Annotated in this window: 23 protein-coding genes; 15 read left to right on the forward strand and 8 right to left on the reverse strand. The window is 68.4% G+C overall.

Annotated elements, in window-relative coordinates; all coding sequences use genetic code 11:
* Nucleotides 1–273 (reverse strand): aldehyde dehydrogenase family protein (locus AC5Y4H_RS23445; RefSeq protein WP_499985729.1); only part of this gene is annotated, 273 nt, incomplete at its 3' end.
* Nucleotides 274–360: 87 nt separating this feature from the next.
* On the opposite strand from AC5Y4H_RS23445, the gene AC5Y4H_RS23450 reads away from it, so the two are divergent.
* From AC5Y4H_RS23450 to AC5Y4H_RS23470, 5 genes are all read left to right on the forward strand, one after another.
* On the forward strand, nucleotides 361–1,266 hold the full coding sequence (locus AC5Y4H_RS23450) for a LysR family transcriptional regulator (protein ID WP_499985731.1): 906 nt from the start codon (nucleotides 361–363) through the stop codon (nucleotides 1,264–1,266).
* Between the two features lie 167 nt (nucleotides 1,267–1,433).
* On the forward strand, nucleotides 1,434–3,296 hold the full coding sequence (gene dnaK / locus AC5Y4H_RS23455; RefSeq protein ID WP_499985733.1) for a molecular chaperone DnaK: 1,863 nt from the start codon (nucleotides 1,434–1,436) through the stop codon (nucleotides 3,294–3,296).
* On the forward strand, nucleotides 3,293–3,952 hold the full coding sequence (gene grpE, locus AC5Y4H_RS23460; protein ID WP_499985735.1) for a nucleotide exchange factor GrpE: 660 nt from the start codon (nucleotides 3,293–3,295) through the stop codon (nucleotides 3,950–3,952). The genes dnaK and grpE overlap by 4 nt, the downstream gene beginning before the upstream one ends.
* Nucleotides 3,953–4,012: 60 nt before the next feature.
* On the forward strand, nucleotides 4,013–5,191 hold the full coding sequence (dnaJ, locus tag AC5Y4H_RS23465) for a molecular chaperone DnaJ (RefSeq protein WP_499985738.1): 1,179 nt from the start codon (nucleotides 4,013–4,015) through the stop codon (nucleotides 5,189–5,191).
* Nucleotides 5,191–5,574 (forward strand): heat shock protein transcriptional repressor HspR, encoded by a 384-nt coding sequence (locus AC5Y4H_RS23470; RefSeq protein WP_499985740.1) that lies wholly within the window; start codon nucleotides 5,191–5,193, stop codon nucleotides 5,572–5,574. The genes dnaJ and AC5Y4H_RS23470 overlap by 1 nt, the downstream gene beginning before the upstream one ends.
* A 46-nt stretch (nucleotides 5,575–5,620) precedes the next feature.
* Here the strand turns inward: AC5Y4H_RS23470 and AC5Y4H_RS23475 are convergent, their stop codons facing one another.
* The 3 genes from AC5Y4H_RS23475 to AC5Y4H_RS23485 are packed head-to-tail and all read right to left on the reverse strand — an operon-like array spanning nucleotide 5,621 to nucleotide 8,180.
* A complete protein-coding gene (locus AC5Y4H_RS23475; RefSeq protein WP_499985743.1) occupies nucleotides 5,621–6,523 on the reverse strand; it encodes an aldose 1-epimerase in 903 nt (300 codons plus the stop codon).
* Between the two features lie 2 nt (nucleotides 6,524–6,525).
* Nucleotides 6,526–7,704 carry an FAD-binding oxidoreductase gene (locus AC5Y4H_RS23480; protein ID WP_499985746.1) on the reverse strand — a complete coding sequence of 393 codons (1,179 nt, stop codon included), beginning with the start codon at nucleotides 7,702–7,704 and terminating at the stop codon, nucleotides 6,526–6,528.
* A 32-nt stretch (nucleotides 7,705–7,736) separates the two neighbouring features.
* Nucleotides 7,737–8,180 carry a DUF3060 domain-containing protein gene (locus AC5Y4H_RS23485; RefSeq protein ID WP_499985749.1) on the reverse strand — a complete coding sequence of 148 codons (444 nt, stop codon included), beginning with the start codon at nucleotides 8,178–8,180 and terminating at the stop codon, nucleotides 7,737–7,739.
* A 120-nt stretch (nucleotides 8,181–8,300) separates the two neighbouring features.
* Between AC5Y4H_RS23485 and clpB the strand changes: the two genes are divergently transcribed.
* The 8 genes from clpB to AC5Y4H_RS23525 all read left to right on the forward strand — a co-directional run bounded on the left by clpB (nucleotide 8,301) and on the right by AC5Y4H_RS23525 (nucleotide 17,271).
* Complete coding sequence (gene clpB, locus AC5Y4H_RS23490; RefSeq protein WP_499985751.1) at nucleotides 8,301–10,847, forward strand: ATP-dependent chaperone ClpB; 2,547 nt, start codon at nucleotides 8,301–8,303, stop codon at nucleotides 10,845–10,847.
* A 94-nt stretch (nucleotides 10,848–10,941) separates the two neighbouring features.
* Entirely contained in the window at nucleotides 10,942–11,820 is an 879-nt protein-coding gene (gene ttfA / locus AC5Y4H_RS23495; protein ID WP_499985753.1) for a trehalose monomycolate transport factor TtfA, read from the forward strand.
* 45 nt (nucleotides 11,821–11,865) lie between these two features.
* Complete coding sequence (locus tag AC5Y4H_RS23500) at nucleotides 11,866–12,642, forward strand: SDR family NAD(P)-dependent oxidoreductase (protein WP_499985754.1); 777 nt, start codon at nucleotides 11,866–11,868, stop codon at nucleotides 12,640–12,642.
* A complete protein-coding gene (gene pyrE, locus AC5Y4H_RS23505) occupies nucleotides 12,629–13,168 on the forward strand; it encodes an orotate phosphoribosyltransferase (RefSeq protein ID WP_499985755.1) in 540 nt (179 codons plus the stop codon). The genes AC5Y4H_RS23500 and pyrE overlap by 14 nt, the downstream gene beginning before the upstream one ends.
* Before the next feature lie 12 nt (nucleotides 13,169–13,180).
* Complete coding sequence (locus AC5Y4H_RS23510) at nucleotides 13,181–14,083, forward strand: hypothetical protein (protein WP_499985756.1); 903 nt, start codon at nucleotides 13,181–13,183, stop codon at nucleotides 14,081–14,083.
* Nucleotides 14,080–14,730, forward strand: a complete 651-nt coding sequence (locus tag AC5Y4H_RS23515) for a TrmH family RNA methyltransferase (RefSeq protein WP_499985758.1) — start codon at nucleotides 14,080–14,082, stop codon at nucleotides 14,728–14,730. The genes AC5Y4H_RS23510 and AC5Y4H_RS23515 overlap by 4 nt, the downstream gene beginning before the upstream one ends.
* 52 nt (nucleotides 14,731–14,782) lie before the next feature.
* The gene (locus tag AC5Y4H_RS23520; protein ID WP_499985759.1) at nucleotides 14,783–15,922 is read left to right on the forward strand and encodes a glycoside hydrolase family 76 protein; all 1,140 of its coding nucleotides are present in this window, start codon (nucleotides 14,783–14,785) and stop codon (nucleotides 15,920–15,922) included.
* Entirely contained in the window at nucleotides 15,919–17,271 is a 1,353-nt protein-coding gene (locus tag AC5Y4H_RS23525) for a 3-oxoacid CoA-transferase (RefSeq protein WP_499985760.1), read from the forward strand. The genes AC5Y4H_RS23520 and AC5Y4H_RS23525 overlap by 4 nt, the downstream gene beginning before the upstream one ends.
* A 12-nt stretch (nucleotides 17,272–17,283) precedes the next feature.
* Here AC5Y4H_RS23525 and AC5Y4H_RS23530 read toward each other — a convergent pair whose 3' ends face one another.
* A complete protein-coding gene (locus AC5Y4H_RS23530; RefSeq protein WP_499985762.1) occupies nucleotides 17,284–17,976 on the reverse strand; it encodes a DedA family protein in 693 nt (230 codons plus the stop codon).
* Nucleotides 17,977–18,119: 143 nt separating this feature from the next.
* Between AC5Y4H_RS23530 and fbaA the strand changes: the two genes are divergently transcribed.
* Nucleotides 18,120–19,154 (forward strand): class II fructose-bisphosphate aldolase, encoded by a 1,035-nt coding sequence (fbaA, locus tag AC5Y4H_RS23535; protein ID WP_499985766.1) that lies wholly within the window; start codon nucleotides 18,120–18,122, stop codon nucleotides 19,152–19,154.
* On the opposite strand, the gene AC5Y4H_RS23540 is transcribed toward fbaA, so the two are convergent.
* On the reverse strand, nucleotides 19,151–20,023 hold the full coding sequence (locus tag AC5Y4H_RS23540) for an Rv0361 family membrane protein (protein WP_499985768.1): 873 nt from the start codon (nucleotides 20,021–20,023) through the stop codon (nucleotides 19,151–19,153). The genes fbaA and AC5Y4H_RS23540 overlap by 4 nt on opposite strands.
* A gap of 119 nt (nucleotides 20,024–20,142) precedes the next feature.
* Between AC5Y4H_RS23540 and AC5Y4H_RS23545 the strand changes: the two genes are divergently transcribed.
* Nucleotides 20,143–20,556 carry a DUF3151 domain-containing protein gene (locus AC5Y4H_RS23545; RefSeq protein ID WP_499985770.1) on the forward strand — a complete coding sequence of 138 codons (414 nt, stop codon included), beginning with the start codon at nucleotides 20,143–20,145 and terminating at the stop codon, nucleotides 20,554–20,556.
* Here the strand turns inward: AC5Y4H_RS23545 and AC5Y4H_RS23550 are convergent.
* Together AC5Y4H_RS23550 and AC5Y4H_RS23555 are read right to left on the reverse strand one after the other, a co-directional pair.
* The gene (locus AC5Y4H_RS23550; RefSeq protein WP_499985772.1) at nucleotides 20,553–21,449 is read right to left on the reverse strand and encodes a cation diffusion facilitator family transporter; all 897 of its coding nucleotides are present in this window, start codon (nucleotides 21,447–21,449) and stop codon (nucleotides 20,553–20,555) included. The two genes, AC5Y4H_RS23545 and AC5Y4H_RS23550, sit on opposite strands and share 4 nt — an antisense overlap.
* 40 nt (nucleotides 21,450–21,489) lie before the next feature.
* The gene (locus tag AC5Y4H_RS23555; protein WP_499985774.1) at nucleotides 21,490–22,272 is read right to left on the reverse strand and encodes a site-2 protease family protein; all 783 of its coding nucleotides are present in this window, start codon (nucleotides 22,270–22,272) and stop codon (nucleotides 21,490–21,492) included.
* Nucleotides 22,273–22,274: the final 2 nt, after the last annotated feature.

Genomic DNA, 22,274 nt, shown 5'->3' on the forward strand with positions numbered 1-22,274 from the left:
TTCCCGCGACTCGAGGGCGGCGATCTCGTCGGCGTGCGCGCGAATGACGTCGGCGATCCGCCGCAGGTAGCGGCCGCGCTCGCGGGCCGGGCGTTGCTTCCAGGTCAGGTGCGCGGCGTGCGCGGCCCGCACGGCCTGGTCGACCTGCTCGGGACCGGCCCCTTGTACGACGGTGACGACCTGGCCGGTGGCGGGGTTTTCCACGTCGAACCTGTCGTCGGTGGACGCCGACGACCAGCGGGTGCTGATCTCGGTGGGGGCTGGCTCATCCATGGGCTTTGTCACCGTATGCCCGGCGGCATGATCAGCACCAACGATATCTTTTGATGGTTACCATCACCCACGGTGATAATCGCCGGTGTGGAGCTTCGCCATCTCGAGTACTTTCTGGCCGTCGCGGACACCCGGAGCTTCACGGCCGCGGCCAAGCGCCTGCACGTCGTGCAGTCGGGCGTGTCGGCCACCATCAAGGCGCTCGAACGCGAACTGGACACCGAGCTGTTCGTCCGGAACGCGGCCGGCGCGGCGCTGAGCCCCGCCGGCGAGGCGCTGCGGCCCCACGCACGCGCGACCCTCGACGCCGCCCGCGCCGCCAAGGACGCCGTCAGTGCCGCCCGGGGCCGCGTGCGCGGCACCGTCACGGTCGGGACGCTGACGTCGGTCAGCGTCATCGACGTGCCGACCGTGCTGGCCGAGCTGCACGCCCGCCATCCCGAGGTCGTGGTTCACCTGCGCGCGGCCAGCGCCGGGTCGGCCGGCCTGGCCGCGCAACTGCGCGACGGCGACCTCGACGTCGCCTTCCTGGTCTTCACCGGTCCGCCACCGGCCGACCTGCACAGCCGGCTCGTCGCCTCGGTGCCCCTGCTGCTGGTGGTGCCCGCCGAGCACCCGCTGGCCCTGCGCACGGCGGTTTCACTGGCCGACCTGGCGGGCATGTCCTTCGTCGACGGGCCGCCGGGATACGGCAACCGCGCAGTAGTCGACAACGCGTTCGCGGCCGCCGGTGTCGAGCGGACCGTCGCGGTGGAGGTTGCCGATATCGGCACCGCGGCGACCTGCATCCGCAAGGGGCTGGGCATCGGTTTTCTCAGCTGGTCCATCCTCGAGGGCATCGACAGCTCGGGCTTGGCCAGCGTCCGGATCGCCGGGCATGACCTGCAGTGGCGGCTCTACGTCGCGACCTCGGCGACCCGGCAGGCCAGCGCGGCCACCAGGGCGCTGCTCGCGCTGATCGAGGAAGTTGCCGGCGAGGCCGCGAATATTTAGCCACCCCGGGAACAAGGCGGGGCGGGTCGCCGTTAACATGAACGACAAGTTGAGCGAACCACACTCAATGCTGGGTTGACAGCCCACCGGCCCCAAGGGCAGGCTTGAGCGGGGTTCACTCAGCATAGTGGCACCAGACAAGCTCTACATATTCAGGAGGAATCACTATGGCTCGTGCGGTCGGTATCGACCTCGGGACCACCAACTCCGTCGTCGCAGTTCTCGAGGGTGGCGACCCAGTCGTCGTCGCCAACTCCGAGGGCTCGCGGACGACGCCGTCCATCGTCGCGTTCGCGCGCAACGGCGAGGTGCTCGTCGGCCAGCCCGCCAAGAACCAGGCGGTCACCAACGTCGACCGCACGATCCGTTCGGTCAAGCGGCACATGGGCACCGACTGGTCCGTCGAGATCGATGACAAGAAATACACCGCTCAGGAGATCAGCGCCCGCGTGCTGATGAAGCTGAAGCGCGACGCCGAGGCGTACCTGGGCGAGGACGTCACCGACGCCGTCGTCACCGTGCCGGCGTACTTCAACGACGCTCAGCGTCAGGCGACCAAGGAAGCCGGCCAGATCGCCGGCCTCAACGTCCTGCGCATCGTCAACGAGCCGACCGCGGCCGCGCTGGCCTACGGCCTGGACAAGGGCGAGAAGGAACAGACCATCCTGGTCTTCGACCTCGGTGGCGGTACGTTCGACGTCTCGCTGCTCGAGATCGGCGAGGGTGTGGTCGAGGTCCGCGCCACCAGCGGTGACAACCACCTCGGTGGGGACGACTGGGACGACCGCGTCGTCGAGTGGCTGGTCGACAAGTTCAAGGGCACCAGCGGAATTGACCTGACCAAGGACAAGATGGCGATGCAGCGGCTGCGTGAGGCCGCCGAGAAGGCCAAGATCGAGCTCTCGAGTTCGCAGAGCACCTCGATCAACCTGCCCTACATCACCGTCGACGCGGACAAGAACCCGCTGTTCCTCGACGAGCAGCTGACCCGCGCCGAATTCCAGCGCATCACACAGGATCTGCTGGACCGGACCCGCAAGCCCTTCCAGTCCGTGATCAAGGACGCCGGCATCTCGGTCTCCGAGATCGACCACGTGGTCCTGGTGGGTGGTTCCACCCGCATGCCCGCGGTGACCGAGCTGGTCAAGGAGCTCACCGGTGGCAAGGAGCCCAACAAGGGCGTCAACCCCGACGAGGTTGTTGCCGTGGGCGCCGCCCTGCAGGCCGGTGTGCTGAAGGGTGAGGTGAAAGACGTTCTGCTGCTGGATGTTACGCCGCTGAGCCTCGGTATCGAGACCAAGGGTGGCGTGATGACCAAGCTCATCGAGCGCAACACCACCATCCCCACCAAGCGGTCGGAGACCTTCACCACCGCCGACGACAATCAGCCGTCGGTGCAGATTCAGGTCTATCAGGGTGAGCGCGAAATCGCTTCGCACAACAAGCTGCTCGGCTCCTTCGAGCTGACCGGCATCCCGCCGGCTCCGCGCGGCGTCCCGCAGATCGAGGTCACGTTCGACATCGACGCCAACGGCATCGTGCACGTCACGGCCAAGGACAAGGGCACCGGCAAGGAGAACACGATCAAAATCCAGGAGGGCTCCGGCCTGTCCAAGGAGGAGATCGACCGGATGATCAAGGACGCCGAGGCGCACGCCGAGGAGGACCGTCAGCGTCGCGAAGAGGCCGACGTCCGCAACCAGGCCGAGTCGCTGGTCTACCAGACGGAGAAGTTCGTCAAGGATCAGCGCGAAGCCGAGGGCGGCTCGAAGGTCCCCGAGGACACGCTGTCCAAGGTCGACGCCGCGATCGCCGAGGCCAAGGCGGCCCTGGCCGGCACCGACATCACCGCGATCAAGGCGGCGATGGAGAAGCTGGGCCAGGAGTCGCAGGCGCTCGGACAGGCGATCTACGAGGCCACCCAGGCCACCGGCGAACAGCCCGGTGGCGGTGCGGCCGGCGACGGGTCGGGCTCCGCGGACGACGTCGTGGACGCGGAGGTGGTCGACGATGACCGGGAGTCCAAGTGACGGAAAGCAACCCACAGGAACAGGTGACAGTTACCGACAAGCGGCGCATCGATCCTGAGACCGGTGAAGTACGGCAGGTCCCTCCCGGCAGCGCGCCGGGAGGGGCGCCTGCCGCCGAGCCGGCGGCCCAGGCCGAGGGCAAAGTCGCCGAGCTCACCGCCGATCTGCAACGGGTGCAGGCCGACTTCGCCAATTACCGCAAGCGGGCGCTGCGCGACCAGCAGGCCGCGGCGGACCGGGCCAAGGCCGCGGTCGTCAACCAATTGCTGGGCGTGCTGGACGATCTCGACCGGGCGCGCAAGCACGGCGACCTGGAGTCCGGACCGCTGAAGTCGGTGGCCGACAAGCTGGAGAGCGCGTTGACCGGCCTCGGCCTGTCGGCGTTCGGCGAGGAGGGCGAGGACTTCGACCCGGTGCTGCACGAAGCCGTCCAGCACGAAGGCGCTGGTTCCGAAGGCTCCCGGCCGGTGATCGGCACTGTCATGCGACAGGGCTACAGACTGGGCGATCAGGTGCTGCGCCACGCTCTGGTCGGCGTCGTCGACACGGTCGCCGACGAGGGTGACGCGGCCGCTGCCACCGGCGAGTCCGCCGCGGCGGCTGGGGAAACCGAGCCCGCCGGATCGGACGATAATGCCGGCGCATCCGGTGACTAGACCACACAATCAGCACATTGGAAGAGAGACCAAAAGGAAGTGGTGAGGGGGTGACGCGACATGGCCCAGCGTGAATGGGTCGAAAAGGACTTCTACAAGGAGCTGGGCGTCTCCTCTGACGCCAGCCCGGAAGAGATCAAGCGCGCCTACCGCAAGTTGGCGCGCGATCTGCACCCGGACGCCAACCCCGACAACCCCGCCGCCGGCGAACGATTCAAAGCGGTCTCCGAGGCGCACAACGTCTTGTCGGATCCGGCCAAGCGCAAGGAATACGACGAAACCCGAAGGCTGTTCGCCGGCGGTGGTTTCGGCGGGCGCCGGTTCGACAACGGCGGGTTCGGGGGCTTCAACGTCGGTGGCGACGGCGCCGAGTTCAACCTCAACGATTTGTTCGATGCCGCCGGCCGAAGCGGCGGCACCAACATCGGTGACCTGTTCGGGGGCTTGTTCGGGCGCGGCTCGGGCGCCCGGCCCAGCCGGCCGCGCCGCGGCAACGACCTCGAGACCGAAACCCAGCTGGATTTCGTCGAGGCCGCCAAGGGCGTGGCGATGCCGCTGCGGCTGACCAGTCCGGCGCCGTGCACCAACTGCCACGGCAGTGGCGCGCGGCCCGGCACCAGCCCAAAGGTATGCCCAACCTGCAACGGCTCCGGCGTGATCAACCGAAACCAGGGCGCATTCGGCTTCTCCGAACCGTGCACCGACTGCCGGGGCAGCGGCTCGATCATCGAGCACCCTTGCGACGAGTGCAAGGGCACCGGCGTCACCACCCGCACCCGCACCATCAACGTGCGGATCCCACCGGGCGTCGAAGACGGACAACGCATCCGGCTGCCCGGCCAGGGCGAGGCGGGGTTGCGCGGCGCGCCGTCGGGTGACCTGTACGTGACCGTGCATGTGCGCCCGGACAAGGTGTTCGGACGCGACGGTGACGACCTCACGGTGACCGTCCCGGTCAGCTTCACCGAGTTGGCCTTGGGTTCAACCATTTCGGTGCCCACACTGGATGGCAAAGTCGGTGTCCGGGTGCCCAAGGGCACCGCCGACGGCCGCATCCTGCGGGTGCGCGGACGTGGCGTGCCCAAGCGCAGCGGTGGCAACGGGGACTTGCTGGTGACCGTAAAGGTGGCGGTACCACCCAATTTGGAGGGTGTGGCCCAGGAGGCGCTGGAGGCGTATGCCGCCGCGGAGCGCTCCAGTGGCTTCGACCCCCGGGCGGGATGGGCGGGCAATCGCTGATGGCTAAGAACCGCAAAGAGGACGCCCGGACCTTTTTGATCTCGGTGGCCGCGGAGCTGGCCGGCATGCATGCCCAAACGCTGCGCACCTACGATCGCCTCGGGTTGGTCAGCCCCCGCCGGACTTCCGGTGGGGGACGGCGGTATTCGGAGCACGATGTCGATCTGCTGCGTGAGGTGCAGCGGCTCTCGCAGGACGAGGGGGTCAACCTCGCCGGCATCAAGCGGATCATCGAGCTGACCAATCAGGTCGAGGCGCTGCAGGCCCGGGTCAAGGAGTTGACCGAGGAGCTGGCGCAGACGCGAGCGAGCCAGCGCCGCGATGTGGCGGTGGTGCCCAAGAGCACCGCAGTGGTGGTGTGGCAGCCGCGCCGAGGGCGCTGATCCTCGCTCGGTTGTCCCCATGCAGTGACCCAAGTGCTCACCGTGATCACACGCGAATCGAAAACTGCGTCGCGGCCGGCTCTCCCGGCCGCGCGCAGCGGTAGCCGCCCCGGCGCAGCGCGTCGGTCGGTGCGGTCATGGGCTCGAAACACACGATCGCCTTCGCGGGGTCCTCGGCCGGCGGGGCGAAGATCTGCGCCGCCGGGTAGCCGTGCTCGAAATGCACCTCGATGCGACGTCCGCCGCCGGACACCGCGAACACCGAACCCTCGACCACCTGGTCGTAGGCATCGTCAAAGGCATTATCGCCCAACGCTTCCTGGCGCGCGGGCTGAGGCTCCGAGCCGCCGGCGGGCAGCCCCTTGTCATCCAGGCGCAGGTGTCGCAACCGCGGTGTCTCGATGATCCAGTCGGCCCGTGGCGCATCCGGCAACTGCAGGTAGGGATGAAACCCGAAACACAGCGGCACCGCGCGGTCGCTCGTCGCGGTGACCATGGTCCGGACCGTCAGCATCCGGTCGCTCAGCCGCACGGTCACCGCCAGCACGTGCGGGTACGGGAAGCTGGCCAGTAGCCGGGGATCGGCACCGAAATTCAGCTCGGCGGTCAGTTCGTTGGCGGTCTCGGCAGTCACCCGCCATCCGGGGTAGGCGGCCAGGACGCCGTGGATGGGCAGCCCGTTGGGGTCGGCGCGCACCCCGTTTTCTCCCGGCGTCAGGGTCACGGTGACGTCGTGCGCGGTATAGGTGTTCTCGCCCAATCGATTCGCCCACGGATACAGGATCGGGATCCCCATCGTCTTGCCGTCCGAAATGTAGGCGTCCAGCCCGCGGCGCTGGCCGAGCAGCTCGACCCCGTCATCGCGGAGCGACGTGCCGATCATCCCCGCCTCGGGGACGAACTGCGCAACCACCGGCGCCGATGGATCGCACAGGGTGACGACATGCATGGCTACCTCCATAGCGGGTCGTGCTGAATACGTTCGGGCGGAGCCCCTTTGGCGATCAGGGCGGCCTTAGTGGCGTCGACCATCGCCGGCCCGCCACACACCAGAATCTGCCGATCGCCCCAGCCGCCGTACTTGGTCACGACGTCGGGCAGTCGTCCGATCTGGTGCACGTGCAGGCCGCGCGGCGGCGTGACGTCGGGATAGTCCGCGGCCCAGGACGGGTCGCTGTTGTACTCGGAGACGGGCGATACCGACAGCCACGGATTGTGGGAGGCGACCTGCCACAGGGTCGGCAGATCGTAGAGTTCGCAGCGGTATCGCGCGCCGAAGAAAAGGTGTATCCGCGGGTTCACCGCGAACCGGGACAGGTCCATGATCAGCGCACGCAGGGGCGCCAGGCCCGTGCTGCCAGCGACCATCAGCACGTCCTCCCCGTCGCGGTCGACTTGCAGGCCGCCGTGCGGGCTGGACAGCCGCCAGCGGTCGCCGTCGCGCGTTTCGTCGACGATCGCGGTGCTGACCAACCCGCCGGGCACCAGGCGGACGTGAAACTCGATCCCGCCGCTCGGGTCGGCCGGGATCGCGGGGCTCAAATACCGCCATCGGCGCGGGCATTGGGGCACGTGGACGTTGACGTACTGGCCGGGGTGATAGTGCATCGGCTGATCGAGCTGCAGGCGCACCACCGCCAGATCCCGGGACACCCGCAGGTGCTCGATCACGGTGCCGTCCCACCAAGCGGGTCCCTCCTCGGCGTCCGCGGCGCCGCTCATCACGCCGGTGATCAGATTCAGCGACTGCACTGCGGCCTCGTCGAGGGCGTCGGTCCAGGCCGCACCGATGTGGTCGCGCAGTGTCGTCAGCAACGCCCGCCGCAACGTCTCGTAATGCGGGGACAGCACACCGTATTTGCGGTGATCGCGGCCGAGTTGGGCCAGGAACGCCACCGGCTCCTGCGTGCGCCGCGCGACCAGCTCGCCGTACACCCAGTGCAACGCGTCGCCGAAAGCCCGCCGCTGGGCGGCCATTTCGGGCGGGAACAGGTCGCGCACCGAACGGTCGAGGGCGAACCAATAGGTGTAGAAGCGGTGGACCAGCTCTGTGTCACCGTGAGATGTTGAGCTTTCGGATATGAAGGCATCGCGCAGCACCCGCAGTGCGTCGACGTCCTCCAGGCCCACGGGCCCCGATTCTAGGCTCGGTCGCCGATGGCTTAGCCCTGTCGGACGGTGTTGGCGGTCCCGACGTCGTCGGTCTTGGGCGATCCCCAGTGATAAAGAACGACGTTGCCGGTGCCCGACGCGCTCACCGCATCGGCGCTGTCGACCGTGACGTGGTTACCGCTGCCGGAGACGCTGACGCTGGTGCAGTGCCCGGTGAGGGTGACGGTGTTGTTCTTTCCGCTCACCGACAGATAGCCGGCGTGGCAGGGGATCGTCTTCGTCGTACCGGTCCCGCTGACCTGCAGCGTCCCGGCTTGCGGGACGGTGGTCGACGGGCTGCCGCCACTGAAGTCGGTATGCAACCCGAGCAGTAGCAGGCCCGCGGACGCGAGGCCCGCGGCCACCGCGGCGAGCCACAGGGTCTGCGGAGCGCGGCGGGGGGTCCTGGCAAGCCCGGCGCCGGCCTGGTCGGGGTGCTGCGTCGTCTGCGTCATCGGTACGGGGGTACCCCGGTGCCCATGTCGCCCAAAACTCGTTAGAGTTGAGCGGAACAGACTCAACCTTGACGGCGTTGAACAAGCGGACAAGCATTTTCTACTACGAACGGAGGTGTCGTGGACTCTTTTAACCCGACCACCAAGACCCAAGCGGCGCTGACCTCGGCGTTGCAGGCGGCCTCGTCGGCCGGCAACCCCGAGATCCGGCCCGCGCACCTGCTGATGGCACTGCTGACGCAGGCGGACGGCATCGCCGCTCCGCTGCTCGAGGCGGTCGGCGTCGACCCGGCCACCATCCGCGCCGAGACCGAGCGGGTGCTGGAGCGGCTGCCGCAGGCCAGCGGCGCCAGCTCGCAACCGCAACTGTCGCGCGAGTCGCTGGCCGCCGTCACCACCGCGCAGCAACTGGCCACCGAGATGAACGACGAATACGTCTCGACCGAGCACCTGATGGTGGGCCTGGCCACCGGCGACTCCGACGTCGCCAAGCTGCTCAGTGGTCACGGCGCATCGCCGCAGGCGTTGCGCGACGGGTTCGTCAAGGTGCGCGGCAGCGCGCGGGTCACCAGCCCGGAGCCGGAGGCGACCTATCAGGCGTTGGAGAAGTACTCGACCGACCTCACCGAGCGGGCCCGCGAAGGCAAGCTCGACCCGGTTATCGGGCGGGACAACGAGATTCGCCGCGTCGTGCAAGTACTGTCCCGTCGCACGAAGAACAACCCGGTGCTGATCGGTGAACCCGGGGTCGGCAAGACCGCGATCGTGGAGGGCCTGGCCCAGCGCATCGTCGCCGGCGATGTGCCCGAGAGTCTGCGCGACAAGACCGTCATCAGCCTGGACCTGGGATCGATGGTGGCCGGCGCGAAGTACCGCGGCGAGTTCGAGGAACGCCTGAAGGCCGTCCTCGACGACATCAAGAACTCCGCCGGACAGATCATCACGTTCATCGACGAGCTGCACACCATCGTCGGCGCGGGCGCGACCGGCGAGGGCGCGATGGACGCCGGCAACATGATCAAGCCGATGCTGGCCCGCGGCGAGCTGCGGCTGGTCGGCGCCACCACGCTCGACGAGTACCGCAAGTACATCGAGAAGGACGCTGCGCTGGAGCGGCGCTTCCAGCAGGTGCTGGTGGGCGAGCCGTCGGTGGAGGACACCGTTGGCATCCTGCGTGGGCTGAAGGACCGCTACGAGGTGCACCACGGGGTGCGCATCACCGACTCGGCCCTGGTGGCCGCCGCGACTCTGTCCGACCGCTACATCACCGCACGCTTCCTGCCGGACAAGGCCATCGACCTGGTCGACGAGGCCGCGAGCCGCCTGAAGATGGAGATCGACTCCCGGCCCGTCGAGATCGACGAGGTCGAGCGGTTGGTGCGCCGCCTCGAGATCGAGGAGATGGCGCTGGCCAAGGAGGAGGACGAGGCGTCCAAGGAACGCCTGGAGAAGCTGCGTTCGGAGCTGGCCGACCAGAAGGAGAAGCTGGCCGAGCTCACCACCCGCTGGCAGAACGAAAAGAACGCCATCGACGTCGTGCGCGAGCTCAAGGAGCAGCTGGACACCCTGCGCGGGGAGTCCGAGCGAGCCGAACGCGACGGCGACCTGGCCAAGGCGGCCGAACTGCGTTACGGGCGCATTCCCGAGGTCGAGAAGAAGCTCGAGGCCGCGCTGCCGCAGGCGGAGGCGCGCGAGAACGTGATGCTCAAGGAGGAGGTCGGTCCCGACGACATCGCCGACGTGGTGTCCGCGTGGACGGGCATTCCGGCAGGCCGAATGCTCGAGGGCGAGACCGCCAAGCTGCTGCGCATGGAAGACGAGCTGGGCCGGCGCGTCATCGGCCAGAAGAAGGCCGTGACGGCGGTCTCGGATGCCGTGCGGCGTTCCCGGGCCGGCGTGGCCGACCCCAACCGGCCCACCGGGTCGTTCATGTTCCTCGGTCCCACCGGCGTCGGGAAGACCGAGCTGGCCAAGGCGCTGGCGGAGTTCCTGTTCGACGACGAACGCGCGATGGTCCGCATCGACATGAGCGAGTACGGCGAGAAGCACTCGGTCGCCCGGCTGGTCGGCGCCCCGCCCGGATACATCGGCTACGACCAGGGCGGTCAGCTGACCGAGGCGGTGCGGCGGCGCCCGTACACGGTGATCCTGTTCGACGAGATCGAAAAGGCGCACCCGGACGTGTTCGACGTTCTGCTGCAGGTGCTCGACGAGGGCCGGCTGACCGACGGGCAGGGCCGCACCGTCGACTTCCGCAACACCATCCTGATCCTGACCTCCAACCTGGGATCGGGTGGCAGCGAGGAGCAGGTGATGGCCGCGGTGCGCTCGGCATTCAAGCCGGAGTTCATCAACCGGCTCGATGACGTGATCATCTTCCACGGCCTGGAACCCGGTGAGCTGGTGCAGATCGTCGACATCCAGTTGGTCCAGCTGCAGAAGCGGCTGGCTCAGCGCCGCCTCACGCTGGAGGTGTCGCTGCCGGCCAAGCAGTGGCTGGCGCAACGCGGATTCGATCCGGTCTACGGCGCGCGGCCGTTGCGCCGCCTGGTGCAGCAGGCCATCGGTGACCAGCTGGCCAAGCTGTTGTTGGCCGGTGACGTGCACGACGGCGACACCGTTCCGGTGAACGTCAGCCCCGATGGCGACTCGTTGATCCTGGGCTGATCTCGGGGACCATCCCGCGCGGGTTTGTCCTGTAATTGGGTTGTGACCTGCTGGACTTCTTTATTCCGGCGCAATTGCAGATACCCTGTGTGGGATGGTCCCCCTCTGGTTCACGCTCTCCGCGCTGTGCTTCGTCGGCGCGGGCGTGCTGCTGTACGTCGACATCGATCGGCGGCGCGGGCGCAGCAGGCGCCGCAGGTCGTGGGCGCGGTCGCACGGGTTCGACTACGAGCGTGAGTCAGCCGACATCCTCAAGCGCTGGAAGCGCGGGGTGATGTCGACGGTCGGCGACGTGGCCGCCCAGAACGTGGTGCTGGGTCAGATCCGCGGCGAGGCCGTCTACATCTTCGACCTCGAAGAGGTCGCCACCGTCATCGCGCTGCACCGCAAGGTGGGCACCAATGTCGTGGTGGACCTGCGGCTCAAGGGACTCAAAGAGCCGCGGGAAAGCGACATTTGGCTGTTGGGTGCGATCGGGCCGCGGATGGTCTACTCCACCAATCTGGACGCCGCCCGACGGGCCTGCGACCGGCGCATGGTCACCTTCGCGCACACCGCACCGGACAGCGCCGAGATTATGTGGAACGAGCAGAACTGGACGCTGGTCGCCATGCCGATCACCAGCACCCGCACCGAGTGGGACGAGGGTTTGCGCACGGTGCGCCAGTTCAACGACCTGCTGCGGGTCCTGCCGCCGCTGCCCGAGGAGACCTCCCAGGAGGCCGGGACGCCGGCGGGTTCGCGCAACGCCTCACCCAGCCGGCCGCTGGCGCCGGCGGGCCGCGCCGAGCTGCCGCCCCGCCGCGCGCAGCAGGACGTGGGGGGATTGCTCGGCCCCGATCTTGCGCCCGGTCGCCGAGCCGCCGAGCCGATGCGTCGCGACCAGCCCCGGTCCGAGGGGCACTCGGAAACCACCCGCCGTCCACCTCCCCCCGGGCGCAACGGCCACCAGGCCAACAACTATCAGCGCTGACGGCGCGCGGCGGCCGATGAAGCCGGCGTCGTTAAGATGTCGCTCATGCCCCGCCCCGTAGCCCTGATCACCGGGCCTACGTCCGGAATCGGCGCCGGGTTCGCGCGACGCTACGCCGGCGACGGCTACGACGTGATCCTGGTCGCCCGCGACGTTGACCGCCTGACCAGGCTGTCGGACGAGCTGCAAGAACACTCCGGCAGCGTCGAGATCCTGCCCGCCGACCTCGCGGATGCTGCGGGTCGGCAACGGGTCTGCGACCGGTTGGCCGCGGGGGGAGTGCGCGTCCTGGTGAACAACGCCGGCTTCGGCACCTCCGGCGATTTCTGGTCCGCCGACCCCGCGCTGCTGCAGTCCCAGCTCGACGTGAACGTCACCGCCGTCATGCACCTGACCCGCGCGGCCCTGCCGGCCATGCTGGAAGCCGGCGCCGGCACCGTCGTCAACATCGCCAGCGTCGCCGGGCTCGTGCCCGGGCGCGGGTCGACATACTCGGCGTCCAAGGCGTGGGTGATCTCGTTCAGCGAGGGCCTGTCCGTCGGCCTGCAGGGCACCGGCGTCTCCGTACACGCGGTGTGTCCCGGCTACGTGCACACCGAATTCCACGACCGCGCCGGGATCGACATGGCCAAGTCGCCGTCGTTCATGTGGCTCGAGGTCGACGACGTGGTCAGCCAGAGCCTGGCCGATATCGCGCGCGGCAAGGTGATCAGCATTCCGGGCCTGCAGTACAAGGCGATCATCGCCGCCGAGCGCTTGATGCCGCGGACCCTGATGCGGGCGGTCACCAAACGAATCGGGAGCGGTCGTGGCCGGACCTGATCGCAAAGAGCTGGCGGAGCTGGTGTCGCGCCTGTCGGTGGTGCACGGGCGGGTCACGCTGTCCTCGGGCAAGGAGGCCGACTACTACGTCGACCTGCGCCGGGCCACGCTGCACCACCGCGCCTCGGCTCTGATCGGCGCGCTGGTGCGCGAACTGACCAGCGACTGGGACTACGACGTGGTCGGCGGCCTGACGCTCGGGGCCGACCCGGTGGCCACCGCCGTGATGCACGCATCCGGCCGCCCGATAGACGCCTTCGTCGTGCGTAAGTCGGTCAAAACCCATGGGCTGCAACGTCTTATCGAGGGTTCCGAGGTTTCCGGCAAGCGGGCGCTGGTCGTCGAGGACACCAGCACCACCGGCAACTCCGCGCTCACCGCGGTGCGCGCCGTCCAGGAGGCCGGTGGCGAAGTGGTGGGGGTGGCCACCGTGGTGGACCGTGCCACCGGCGCGGCCGAGGCCATCGAGGCCGAGGGCCTGCCCTACCGAAGCGTGCTCGGCCTCGCCGATCTGGGGCTGAGCTAGGCCGGCTTCACCGTGCGCACATTCCTCGCGATAGCGGCCTGCTTGGCGCTGTGTTTGGCCGGCTGCTCGTCCTCCGGCCAACCCGTGCGCCCCTACGGCGCCCAGGGCGCGCGGCTCGGCGAATCGCTGGCCCTACTCGGCTGGAACATGTCGGTGTCGAACCTGCGCTGGGACGGCGATTACGTGCTTGTCGACGTCGACGCGAGCCCGGCCTCGGCCAAGGGCCCGCACGCCAAACCCGAAGACATCCGCTTCGGGCTCTATGGCGCGCTGGCCCATCCCATGGAAGTGGCCGGCCTGGGCAGCTGTGACACCGCGAAGACCAGCGTGCGTGACATCCCCGCGCCGCTCTCGGCGCCGCGTGACCGGCTCACGGGCACGGTTTGCCTTGGGCCGCTGAAGGATCGAAGTCAGGTGCGCGGTATCTACACCTACTCGCCGCGCGACCGGATCCCGGACAGCTCGTCGGCCTACCCGGTCGCCTTCCCGGTCGGACTGCTGCCGACCAACGCCAACGACAGCGGCGGCCTGGCGGTCAAGACCGCCAGCCTCTCGGCATGGCGGGCCGACGGCGTCCCGGTGACCAAGATGCAGCTGGGCGACCCGGGAGCGTTCACCGGCAACGGCTACATGCTGCTGGGGCTGGAAGCCACCGCCATCGCGGCCCGCTATCGCGACGAGTCCGTTAAGCGTGGTGGCCCGATGATGCTGCTGGCATCGCCGACCCTGCCCGCCCCGGGACTGAACCCGGCCTGCGCGACCTACGGGTCGTCGGTGCTGATCCTGCCCGACGCCTCACTGGACGCGGTGCACGTCAACGCGTCGCTGTGCACGCAGGGCGAGATCAACGACGCGCTGCTCTACGCGACGCTGGCCATCGACGGCACGCACGCCGGTGTGTGGACGCAGCGATGAGCGAACCACCCGGGCCGACGGAATGGGCGACGACACCGCCGGCCGGCGTCGGGCCGTGGCCGGGCGAGCCGCCGGATGACCCGCGGTATGACCCAATCCTGTTGCGCGAGGGCGACACCCGCAACGTCGTCGACGCCTACCGGTACTGGTCCCGGGAAGCGATCATCGCCGACATCGACCGGCGTCGCCATCCGCTGCACGTGGCGATCGAGAACTTCGGTCACGACGCCAACATCGGTTCGGTGGTGCGAACGGCCAACGCCTTCGCGGTGCACACCGTGCACATCGTGGGGCGGCGGCGGTGGAATCGTCGCGGCGCCATGGTGACCGACCGCTATCAGCGGCTGTGCCACCACGACAGCACCGCCGCGCTGCTGGCCTTCGCGGCCGACGCCGGGCTGACCGTGGTCGCGGTGGACAACGTGCCGGGCGCGGCGCGCCTGGAGGAGGCCGTGCTGCCGCGCGAGTGCCTGCTGGTGTTCGGGCAGGAGGGCCCGGGCATCACCGACGACACCCGCACGGGCGCGGGGCTGACGGTGTCGATCGCGCAGTTCGGCTCGACGCGCAGCATCAACGCCGGCGTCGCCGCCGGGATTGCCATGCACGCGTGGGTCGAGCAGCACGCCGACCTGACCCGCGCCTGGTGAGCTGCCGACGCCCTGCACCCACGCTCGGCCGCGTGGGGCAGGATCGACAGCTATGGATCAGCTCTGGGCCAACCGCGCGGCCAGCAGCGAAGCCGCTGTCACGCAACGACACCTGAAACGGCTGTGGGGGCTGCCCGCGACCCAGCTGGGGGTGGTGGCCTGGCCGGCGACGCGGCGCGACCGCTGGTTTGGCACCTGGCACTACTGGTGGCAGGCACATCTGCTGGACTGCCTAATCGACGCCCAGCGGCGCGATCCGCAGCCGCAGCGGCACACCGAGATCAGCCGGCAGGTCCGCTCGCACCGGCTGCGCAACAACTTCTCGTGGACCAACAGCTACTACGACGACATGGCCTGGCTGGCGCTGGCGCTCGAGCGCGCCGCCCGGATCGCCGGCGTCGAGCGCAGCCGCGCGCTGCCCAAGCTCGCCGGCCAATTCCTCAAGGCGTGGATGCCCGAGGACGGCGGCGGCATCCCATGGCGCAAGTCCGATCGGTTCTTCAACGCCCCGGCCAACGGCCCCGCCGGAATCTTTCTCGCCCGCTACGGAGACAATCTGAAACGTGCTGAGCAGATGGGCGATTGGATCGACCAGACGTTGATCGACCCGGAGACGCACCTGGTGTTCGACGGCATCAAGGCCGGTTCGCTGGTGCGCGCGCAGTACACCTACTGCCAGGGCGTGGTGCTGGGGTTGGAGACCGAGCTGGCCGCCCGCACCGCCGTCGAGATCAGGCAGCGGCACGCCGCCCGGGTGCACCGGCTGGTCGCGGCCGTGCGCGAGCACATGGCGCCGGCAGGCGTGCTCGCCGGCGCCGGTGGCGGGGACGGCGGCCTGTTCGCCGGGGTGACCGCGCGGTACCTGGCGCTGGTGGCCACAGCGCTGCCGGGCGAGGCGGCCGACGACGTGCTGGCCCGCGACACCGCCCGGCAGATCGTGCTGGCCAGCGCGAAGTCGGCCTGGGACAACCGGCAGACGGTGGACGGGCTGCCGGTGTTCGGCCCGTTCTGGGACCGCGACGCCCAGCTGCCCACGGCGGGCGGCAAACAGGCGGAGTTCGTCGAGGGAGCGGTGATGGCGTCCGAGGTGCCCGAACGGGACCTGTCGGTGCAGCTGTCGGGGTGGATGCTCATGGAGGCCGCCTGTAACGTCTCCGCCGAGCCGTCGCACGAGGACAGGAGCCCCCGGTGAGCAATAAGGTCCACCCGGACGCGGAGTCGGCCCTGCACGGCCTGCTGAAGGACGGCATCACCATCGCCGCTGGCGGGTTCGGTCTTTGTGGCATTCCCGAGAAGCTGATCCAGGCTCTCGTCGACAGCGGCATCAAGGACCTCACCATCGTCGGAAACAACGCGGGCGTAGACGATTTCGGCATGGGTCTGCTGCTCAAGGGCCGGCAGGTGAAGAAGGTGATCGCCTCTTACGTCGGCGAGAACAAGGAGTTCGAGCGGCAGGTGCTGTCCGGCGAACTGGACCTCGTGCTGACGCCGCAGGGCACTCTCGCGGAGAAGCTGCGCGCCGGCGGCGCGGGCATCCCCGGGTTCTACACCCGCACGGCCTTCGGCACCAACCTCGCCGAAGGCAAGGACACCAGGGTCTTCGACGGCACCGAATACGTTCTCGAAGAAGGCATTCGGGCCGACGTGGCCATCGTCAAGGCGTGGAAGGGCGATACCGCCGGCAATCTCGTCTACCGCAAGACGGCGCGCAACTTCAACCCCATGATCGCCACTTGCGGCGCGACCACCGTCGCCGAGGTGGAGGAACTGGTGGAGGTCGGCGAGCTGGACCCCGACCTGATCCACACCCCGGGTATCTACGTCGACCGCATCATCGAGGGCACCGGCTACGAGAAGCGCATCGAGTTCCGCACCACGAGTGGCGGCGCCGCGCTGAAGAACGACAGCCCCGTCCGCGAACGGATGGCCCGGCGCGCCGCTCAGGAATTGCGCGACGGCTTCTACGTGAACCTGGGCATCGGCATTCCGACCTTGGTGGCCAACTACATTCCCGACGGCATCAAGGTCACGCTGCAATCGGAGAATGGCCTATTGGGCATCGGCGCATACCCCAGCGAAGACACCGTCGACCCCGATCTCATCAACGCAGGTAAGCAGACCATCACCAGCCTGCCCGGGTCCAGCTTCTTTTCCAGCGCCGATTCCTTCGCGATGATCCGCGGCGGCCACATCGACCTGTCCATCCTGGGCGCCCTGGAGGTCGCGGACAACGGCGACCTGGCCAACTGGATGGTGCCGGGCAAAATGGTCAAAGGGCCGGGCGGCGCAATGGATTTGGTGTCCGGCGTCAAACGCGTGATCGTGCTGATGGACCACACCGCGAAAGACGGTAGCCCGAAGATCCTCAGCCAGTGCACCCTGCCGCTCACCGGTAAGGCCGTGGTCGACATGATCATCACGAACCTGTGCGTTTTCGACGTCGAGCCTGGACAGGGGCTGGTGCTCACCGAGTTGCAGCCCGGCGTCACGGTCGAGGAAGTTCGCGCCAAGACGGGCTGCGACTTCAAAGTCGCGGTCTGAGCGCGCGGCCGGCTATTCGGCGGCCGGCAGCCGCTCGGATTCCCGGTCGTCAGAGCTCGGCGCGTGCTTGCGCCCCCGGTAGCTTCGCCAGGCGGCGATGAACGCCGGCATCAGTGAGACCAGCAGGATGGCCAACAGGATTTTCTGCAGGTTGTGGTGGACGAACGGCACGTTGCCCATGAAGTAGCCCGCCAGCGTGACACCGCCGCCCCACAGGGTGCCGCCGACGATGTCGAAGCCGAGGAAGACCGGGTAGCGCATGTAGGAGACCCCGGCGACCGGGGGGACGAACGTCCGCACGAAAGGCGCGAACCGGGCCAGGATGATCGCCCAGGGCCCATATTTCTCGAAGAACGCGTGTGACTCGGTCACGTAATGCTTCTTGAAGAACCGGGAGTCTTCCTTCTTGAACAGCGCGGGGCCGATTCGACGGCCGATGAAGTACCCCGTCTGATCGCCCAGTATCGCCACCGTGGCGACGGCCGGGGCCAGCACCCAGATGCTGGCCGGTGGGTTCGGGTGCGCGGCCAGCAAGCCGCCGGTGAACAGCAGCGATTCGCCGGGCAGCAGCGGAAACAGCAGTCCGGTCTCGATGAAGACGATGATCAGGATGCCGGGCAGCACCGCGGACCCGAAGACGCCATCGGCGCCCAACCAATACATCGGGTCGAAGATGTGGGGCAGGGCCGTCACGGCGGTGCTCATGGTCTCTCAACATACCGGCGAAATGACCCCGTCCCGCACCAAGCCCGGACTAACGCGCGCCCCGGGCCGGGCGGTCGATTCGCCAGGGTAGCTGCCGGCCAGCCATCCGTGGTTGGGTAGGACCAGCCGTCAGGAGGTGTCTTATGCCCATCGCCACGCCCGAGGTCTATGCCGAGATGCTGCGACGCGCCAAGGAGCACTCGTATGCCTTCCCGGCGATCAACTGCACGTCGTCGGAGACGGTCAACGCGGCCATCAAGGGCTTCGCCGACGCGGGCAGCGACGGGATCATCCAATTCTCCACGGGCGGCGCCGAATTCGCGTCCGGGCTGGGTGTCAAGGACATGGTGACCGGTGCGGTGGCGCTGGCCGAGTTCACGCGTTCCATCGCGGACAGCTACCCGATCAATGTCGCGCTGCACACCGACCACTGCCCCAAGGACAAGCTGGACACCTATGTCCGCCCGCTGTTGGCGATTTCGGCCGAACGGGTGGCCGCAGGCCACGACCCGTTGTTCGGGTCGCACATGTGGGACGGATCGGCCGTGCCGATCGACGAGAACCTCCAAATCGCGCGGGAATTGCTCAAGGACGCGGCGGCCGCCAAGATCATCCTGGAGATCGAGATCGGCGTGGTGGGTGGCGAGGAGGACGGGGTCGCCCACGAGATCAACGACAAGCTCTACACGTCACCGGACGACTTCGAGAAGACCATCGATGCGCTGGGCCACGGCGAGCACGGCAAGTACTTGCTCGCCGCCACCTTCGGCAACGTGCACGGTGTCTACAAGCCGGGCAACGTCAAGCTCCGCCCCGACATACTGGCTCAGGGACAGCAGGTCGCGGCGGCGAAGCTGGGACTTCCCGAGGACGCCAAGCCGTTCGACTTCGTCTTCCACGGCGGTTCCGGTTCGCTGACGTCGGAGATCGAGGAGTCGCTGCGCTACGGCGTGGTGAAGATGAACGTCGACACCGACACCCAGTACGCGTTCACCCGCCCCATCGCCGGTCACATGTTCGGCAACTACGACGGCGTGCTCAAGGTCGACGGCGAGGTCGGCGTCAAGAAGGTCTACGACCCGCGCAGCTATCTGAAGAAGGCCGAGGCGTCGATGTCCGAGCGAGTGGTCCAGGCCTGCACCGACCTGCACTGCGCCGGAAAGTCGGTCGGCAGCTAGCCGCTGGCGGACTGGCAGACCTTCCACTGGTCGTCGCGATACTGCAGGTCCATGCTGCGGGTCGAGCGCAGCTGCGGGTCGTAGGCCATGAACGTGGTGACGTTGGCCTCGGCGTGCTGGCCGTTGACCACCACCTGATCGATGCTGGCGATCACCGGATACTGCTTGGCCGCCGACACCCGCCGATAGGTTTCGTCCCAGGCGTGTTCGTCGTAGTCCGCGTAGCCGTCGCGAGTGGTGCCGCACGTGATGGTGCGCAGCGTGGTCAGGTCACCCCGCTGGATCGCGACGTCGAAGTTCTGAATGGTCTGCCGAACCTGGTCTTCCCGTGAGGCATTCGAGTGTTTGCCCCGGGTGAGCAGCACGGTGCCCAGGATCGCGATCGCGGCAAGCGCCAAGACGATCACGACCAGCGCCAGTATCCAGCCCCAGTTGAATTGCCGCGAAGTGCGCAGCTTTCCGCCGAGCCGCGGTGGGATCGATTGCGGGACAGCGGCTTTGGGAGGGGCCCCGAACCGTGCGGTGCCTTCCTGGCCGGGCGGCGCCCCGAAGACCTCGGTGGCGGGCTCCGGCGTGGTGGCGATGACCGTGGTTTCTTTGGCGTCGAAGCCCGGCGCGGTGAAGCGACGTTCGCGCTGCGGCCCGTCCGCTATCTCCTCGGGGCCGCTCTGCGGGTCGGATCTGTTGATCACCTCGGTCTCGGTTTCGGGGTCGCTGGGGACCAGGGGGACGCCCTCGGTGGCGTCGTCTCTGGTTTCGAAGCCGGACTCGGCCCCCCACTCGTCGCTCGGTTCGCTGCGAGACTCACGTGGGTCGAACCCGGGCCGTTTCGGCGCGCCGCCGCGGTCGGGATCGGATCGTCTGGGCATGAGTACTACTGTCCTCCCGCTTCGTCGGGTAGTTGCAGAGCTTAGCGACCGAGTGCCCGGCTTCCGGCGTTGGCCGAGGTGCGTCACGGGGAAAAATGGGCGAGCTGCAGAATAGAACCATGTCGCCGATGGGAGACCTGCTCGGACCCGACCCGATCCTGCTGCCCGGAGATACCGAAGCCGAGGCAGAGCTGCTCGCCGGCGAGGAGCCGGGCATTGTGGCCGCCGCGCATCCGACGGCGTCGGTGGCCTGGGCGACGCTGGCCGAGCAGGCGCTGGCCGACGATCGGGCGATCACCGCGTACGCCTATGCCCGCACCGGCTACCACCGCGGCCTGGACCAGCTGCGCCGAAACGGCTGGAAGGGCTTCGGCCCGGTGCCCTACTCGCACGAACCCAACCGCGGCTTTCTGCGGTGCGTGGCGGCCCTGGCGCACGCAGCCGACACGATCGGCGAAACCGACGAGTACTCGCGCTGCCTGGACCTGCTGGACGACTGCGACCCCGAAGCGCGCAAGGCGCTCGGGCTTTAAAAGCTGTCCGAACAATCGGTGTCGTCGGGGCAGTCGATCTGAACGGTGGCGTGCTCCAGTCCCCGAGCCGATAACACCGCGCGCGCGTCGTGCAGCACCCGCGCGGAGTCGCCTTCGCTGATCAGGTGTGCGGTGCACATGTCCTTGCCGGGCGAGAGCGTCCACACGTGCAGGTCGTGCACGTCGGTCACCCCGTCGACGGCGCCGAGCGCGGCGCGCAGTTCCTCGACGTCGATATGGGCAGGCGACGATTCGGACAGGATCCGCAGCGCGTCGCGGGCCAGCGCGATGGCCCGGGGTAACACCCAGAGCGCGACCAGCACCGCCACGACCACATCGGCATAGGGCCAGTGCGTGGTCACGGTGACCACCCCGGCGATCAACACGCCCAGGCTGCCCACGGTGTCGGCGACGACTTCCATGTAGGCGCCCTTGACGGCCAGGCTGCCCGACGAATGGGAACGCAACAGCAGCGCGACCACGAAGTTGGCGGCGAGCCCGGCCAGCGCGACCACGATCATCGGCACGCCGGGGACGGCGGGTGCTTCGCGGAGCCGCCGGATGGCTTCGTAGAGGATGAACAGCGCCACGCCGATGAGCAGGCCGGCGTTGGCGACGGCCGTGAACACCTCGGCGCGATGCCAGCCGTAGGTGCGGGCGGGCGACGAGCTGCCGCGGCGCGCCATGCTGACGGCGGCCAGTCCCATGAAGACGGCGACGACGTCGGTCAGCATGTGGCCGGCGTCGGCCAGCAGCGCGATCGAGTTGATCAGCAGCGAGGTGACCAGCTCCACCACGAAGAACGCCGCCAGGATCGCCGCGGCCATGATCATGCGTGGGATCAGCCGAGCGTCGCCCGAGTCGGCGGGGGTGTGGTTGTGGCCTGCGCCCATGGGCCGAAATATATGCGTAGCGACGCATATATGGCAAGGGTCAGAACCAGCGGCTCCAGAAGCGGGTCAGCGCGTTGCCCCAGCCCACCAGCACATCCGGCACGCCGGACAGGTCGAACAGGGACAGCACGAGCCCGAAGAACCATTGGTTGAGCACCGGCGCCAGGAGCAGGAACAGCAGGATGACGAAGCCCCACTGTTTGGCGGGCGCCAGCGCCCGCTGGGTCTGGGGATTCAGGTGCGGTTCCAGGGCGTCGTAACCGTCCAGGCCCGGGATGGGCAGCAGATTCAGCAGCACGGCGGTGAGCTGGAGAAACGCCAGGAACGCCACACCGGCCCACAGCACCACGTGCGCCGGGTCGAAGAACAATCGCGTCGTCACCAGCAGCAGCACCGCCAGCACGAGGTTGGCCGCCGGGCCCGCCAGGCTGACCATGGTGCGCCGGGCGGGCGGCATGAACCAGGTCCGCACGTACACCGCCGCGCCGGGCAGACCGATCCCGCCCAGCAGGATGATCACCATCGGCAGCAGCAGCGAGAGCGCGGGATGGCTGTAGCGGCGCGGGTCCAGCGTCAGGTAGCCGCGCACCGCGGCATCGCGATCGCCGAACCGCCAGGCCGTCACCGCGTGCCCGAATTCGTGCAGGCACAGCGACACCAGCCAGCCGGCGATGACGAAGATGAACACGCCGGTATACGCCAGCGGCCGTGTGCTGACCCCGGCCGACCAGGCTAACGCGGCGCCCGCGCCCGTCAGCCCGATCAGGCCCAAGAAGATCGGGCTGGGCCGTACCGATTCGTGTTGGGAGGCAGGGAAGCTCACCG

It is taken from the genome of Mycobacterium sp. NGS58 (assembly GCF_059812385.1).

Coding starts and splice junctions, on each gene's coding strand:
- dnaK (WP_499985733.1), top strand. CDS start 1,434: ATGGCTCGTGCGGTCGGTATCGACCTCGGGACCACCAACTCCGTCGTC.
- AC5Y4H_RS23515 (WP_499985758.1), top strand. CDS start 14,080: ATGAGCGAACCACCCGGGCCGACGGAATGGGCGACGACACCGCCGGCC.
- dnaJ (WP_499985738.1), top strand. CDS start 4,013: ATGGCCCAGCGTGAATGGGTCGAAAAGGACTTCTACAAGGAGCTGGGC.
- AC5Y4H_RS23530 (WP_499985762.1), bottom strand. CDS start 17,976: ATGAGCACCGCCGTGACGGCCCTGCCCCACATCTTCGACCCGATGTAT.
- AC5Y4H_RS23550 (WP_499985772.1), bottom strand. CDS start 21,449: ATGGGCGCAGGCCACAACCACACCCCCGCCGACTCGGGCGACGCTCGG.
- AC5Y4H_RS23470 (WP_499985740.1), top strand. CDS start 5,191: ATGGCTAAGAACCGCAAAGAGGACGCCCGGACCTTTTTGATCTCGGTG.
- AC5Y4H_RS23485 (WP_499985749.1), bottom strand. CDS start 8,180: ATGACGCAGACGACGCAGCACCCCGACCAGGCCGGCGCCGGGCTTGCC.
- AC5Y4H_RS23540 (WP_499985768.1), bottom strand. CDS start 20,023: ATGCCCAGACGATCCGATCCCGACCGCGGCGGCGCGCCGAAACGGCCC.
- AC5Y4H_RS23500 (WP_499985754.1), top strand. CDS start 11,866: ATGCCCCGCCCCGTAGCCCTGATCACCGGGCCTACGTCCGGAATCGGC.
- ttfA (WP_499985753.1), top strand. CDS start 10,942: ATGGTCCCCCTCTGGTTCACGCTCTCCGCGCTGTGCTTCGTCGGCGCG.
- fbaA (WP_499985766.1), top strand. CDS start 18,120: ATGCCCATCGCCACGCCCGAGGTCTATGCCGAGATGCTGCGACGCGCC.
- AC5Y4H_RS23520 (WP_499985759.1), top strand. CDS start 14,783: ATGGATCAGCTCTGGGCCAACCGCGCGGCCAGCAGCGAAGCCGCTGTC.
- AC5Y4H_RS23545 (WP_499985770.1), top strand. CDS start 20,143: ATGTCGCCGATGGGAGACCTGCTCGGACCCGACCCGATCCTGCTGCCC.
- AC5Y4H_RS23475 (WP_499985743.1), bottom strand. CDS start 6,523: ATGCATGTCGTCACCCTGTGCGATCCATCGGCGCCGGTGGTTGCGCAG.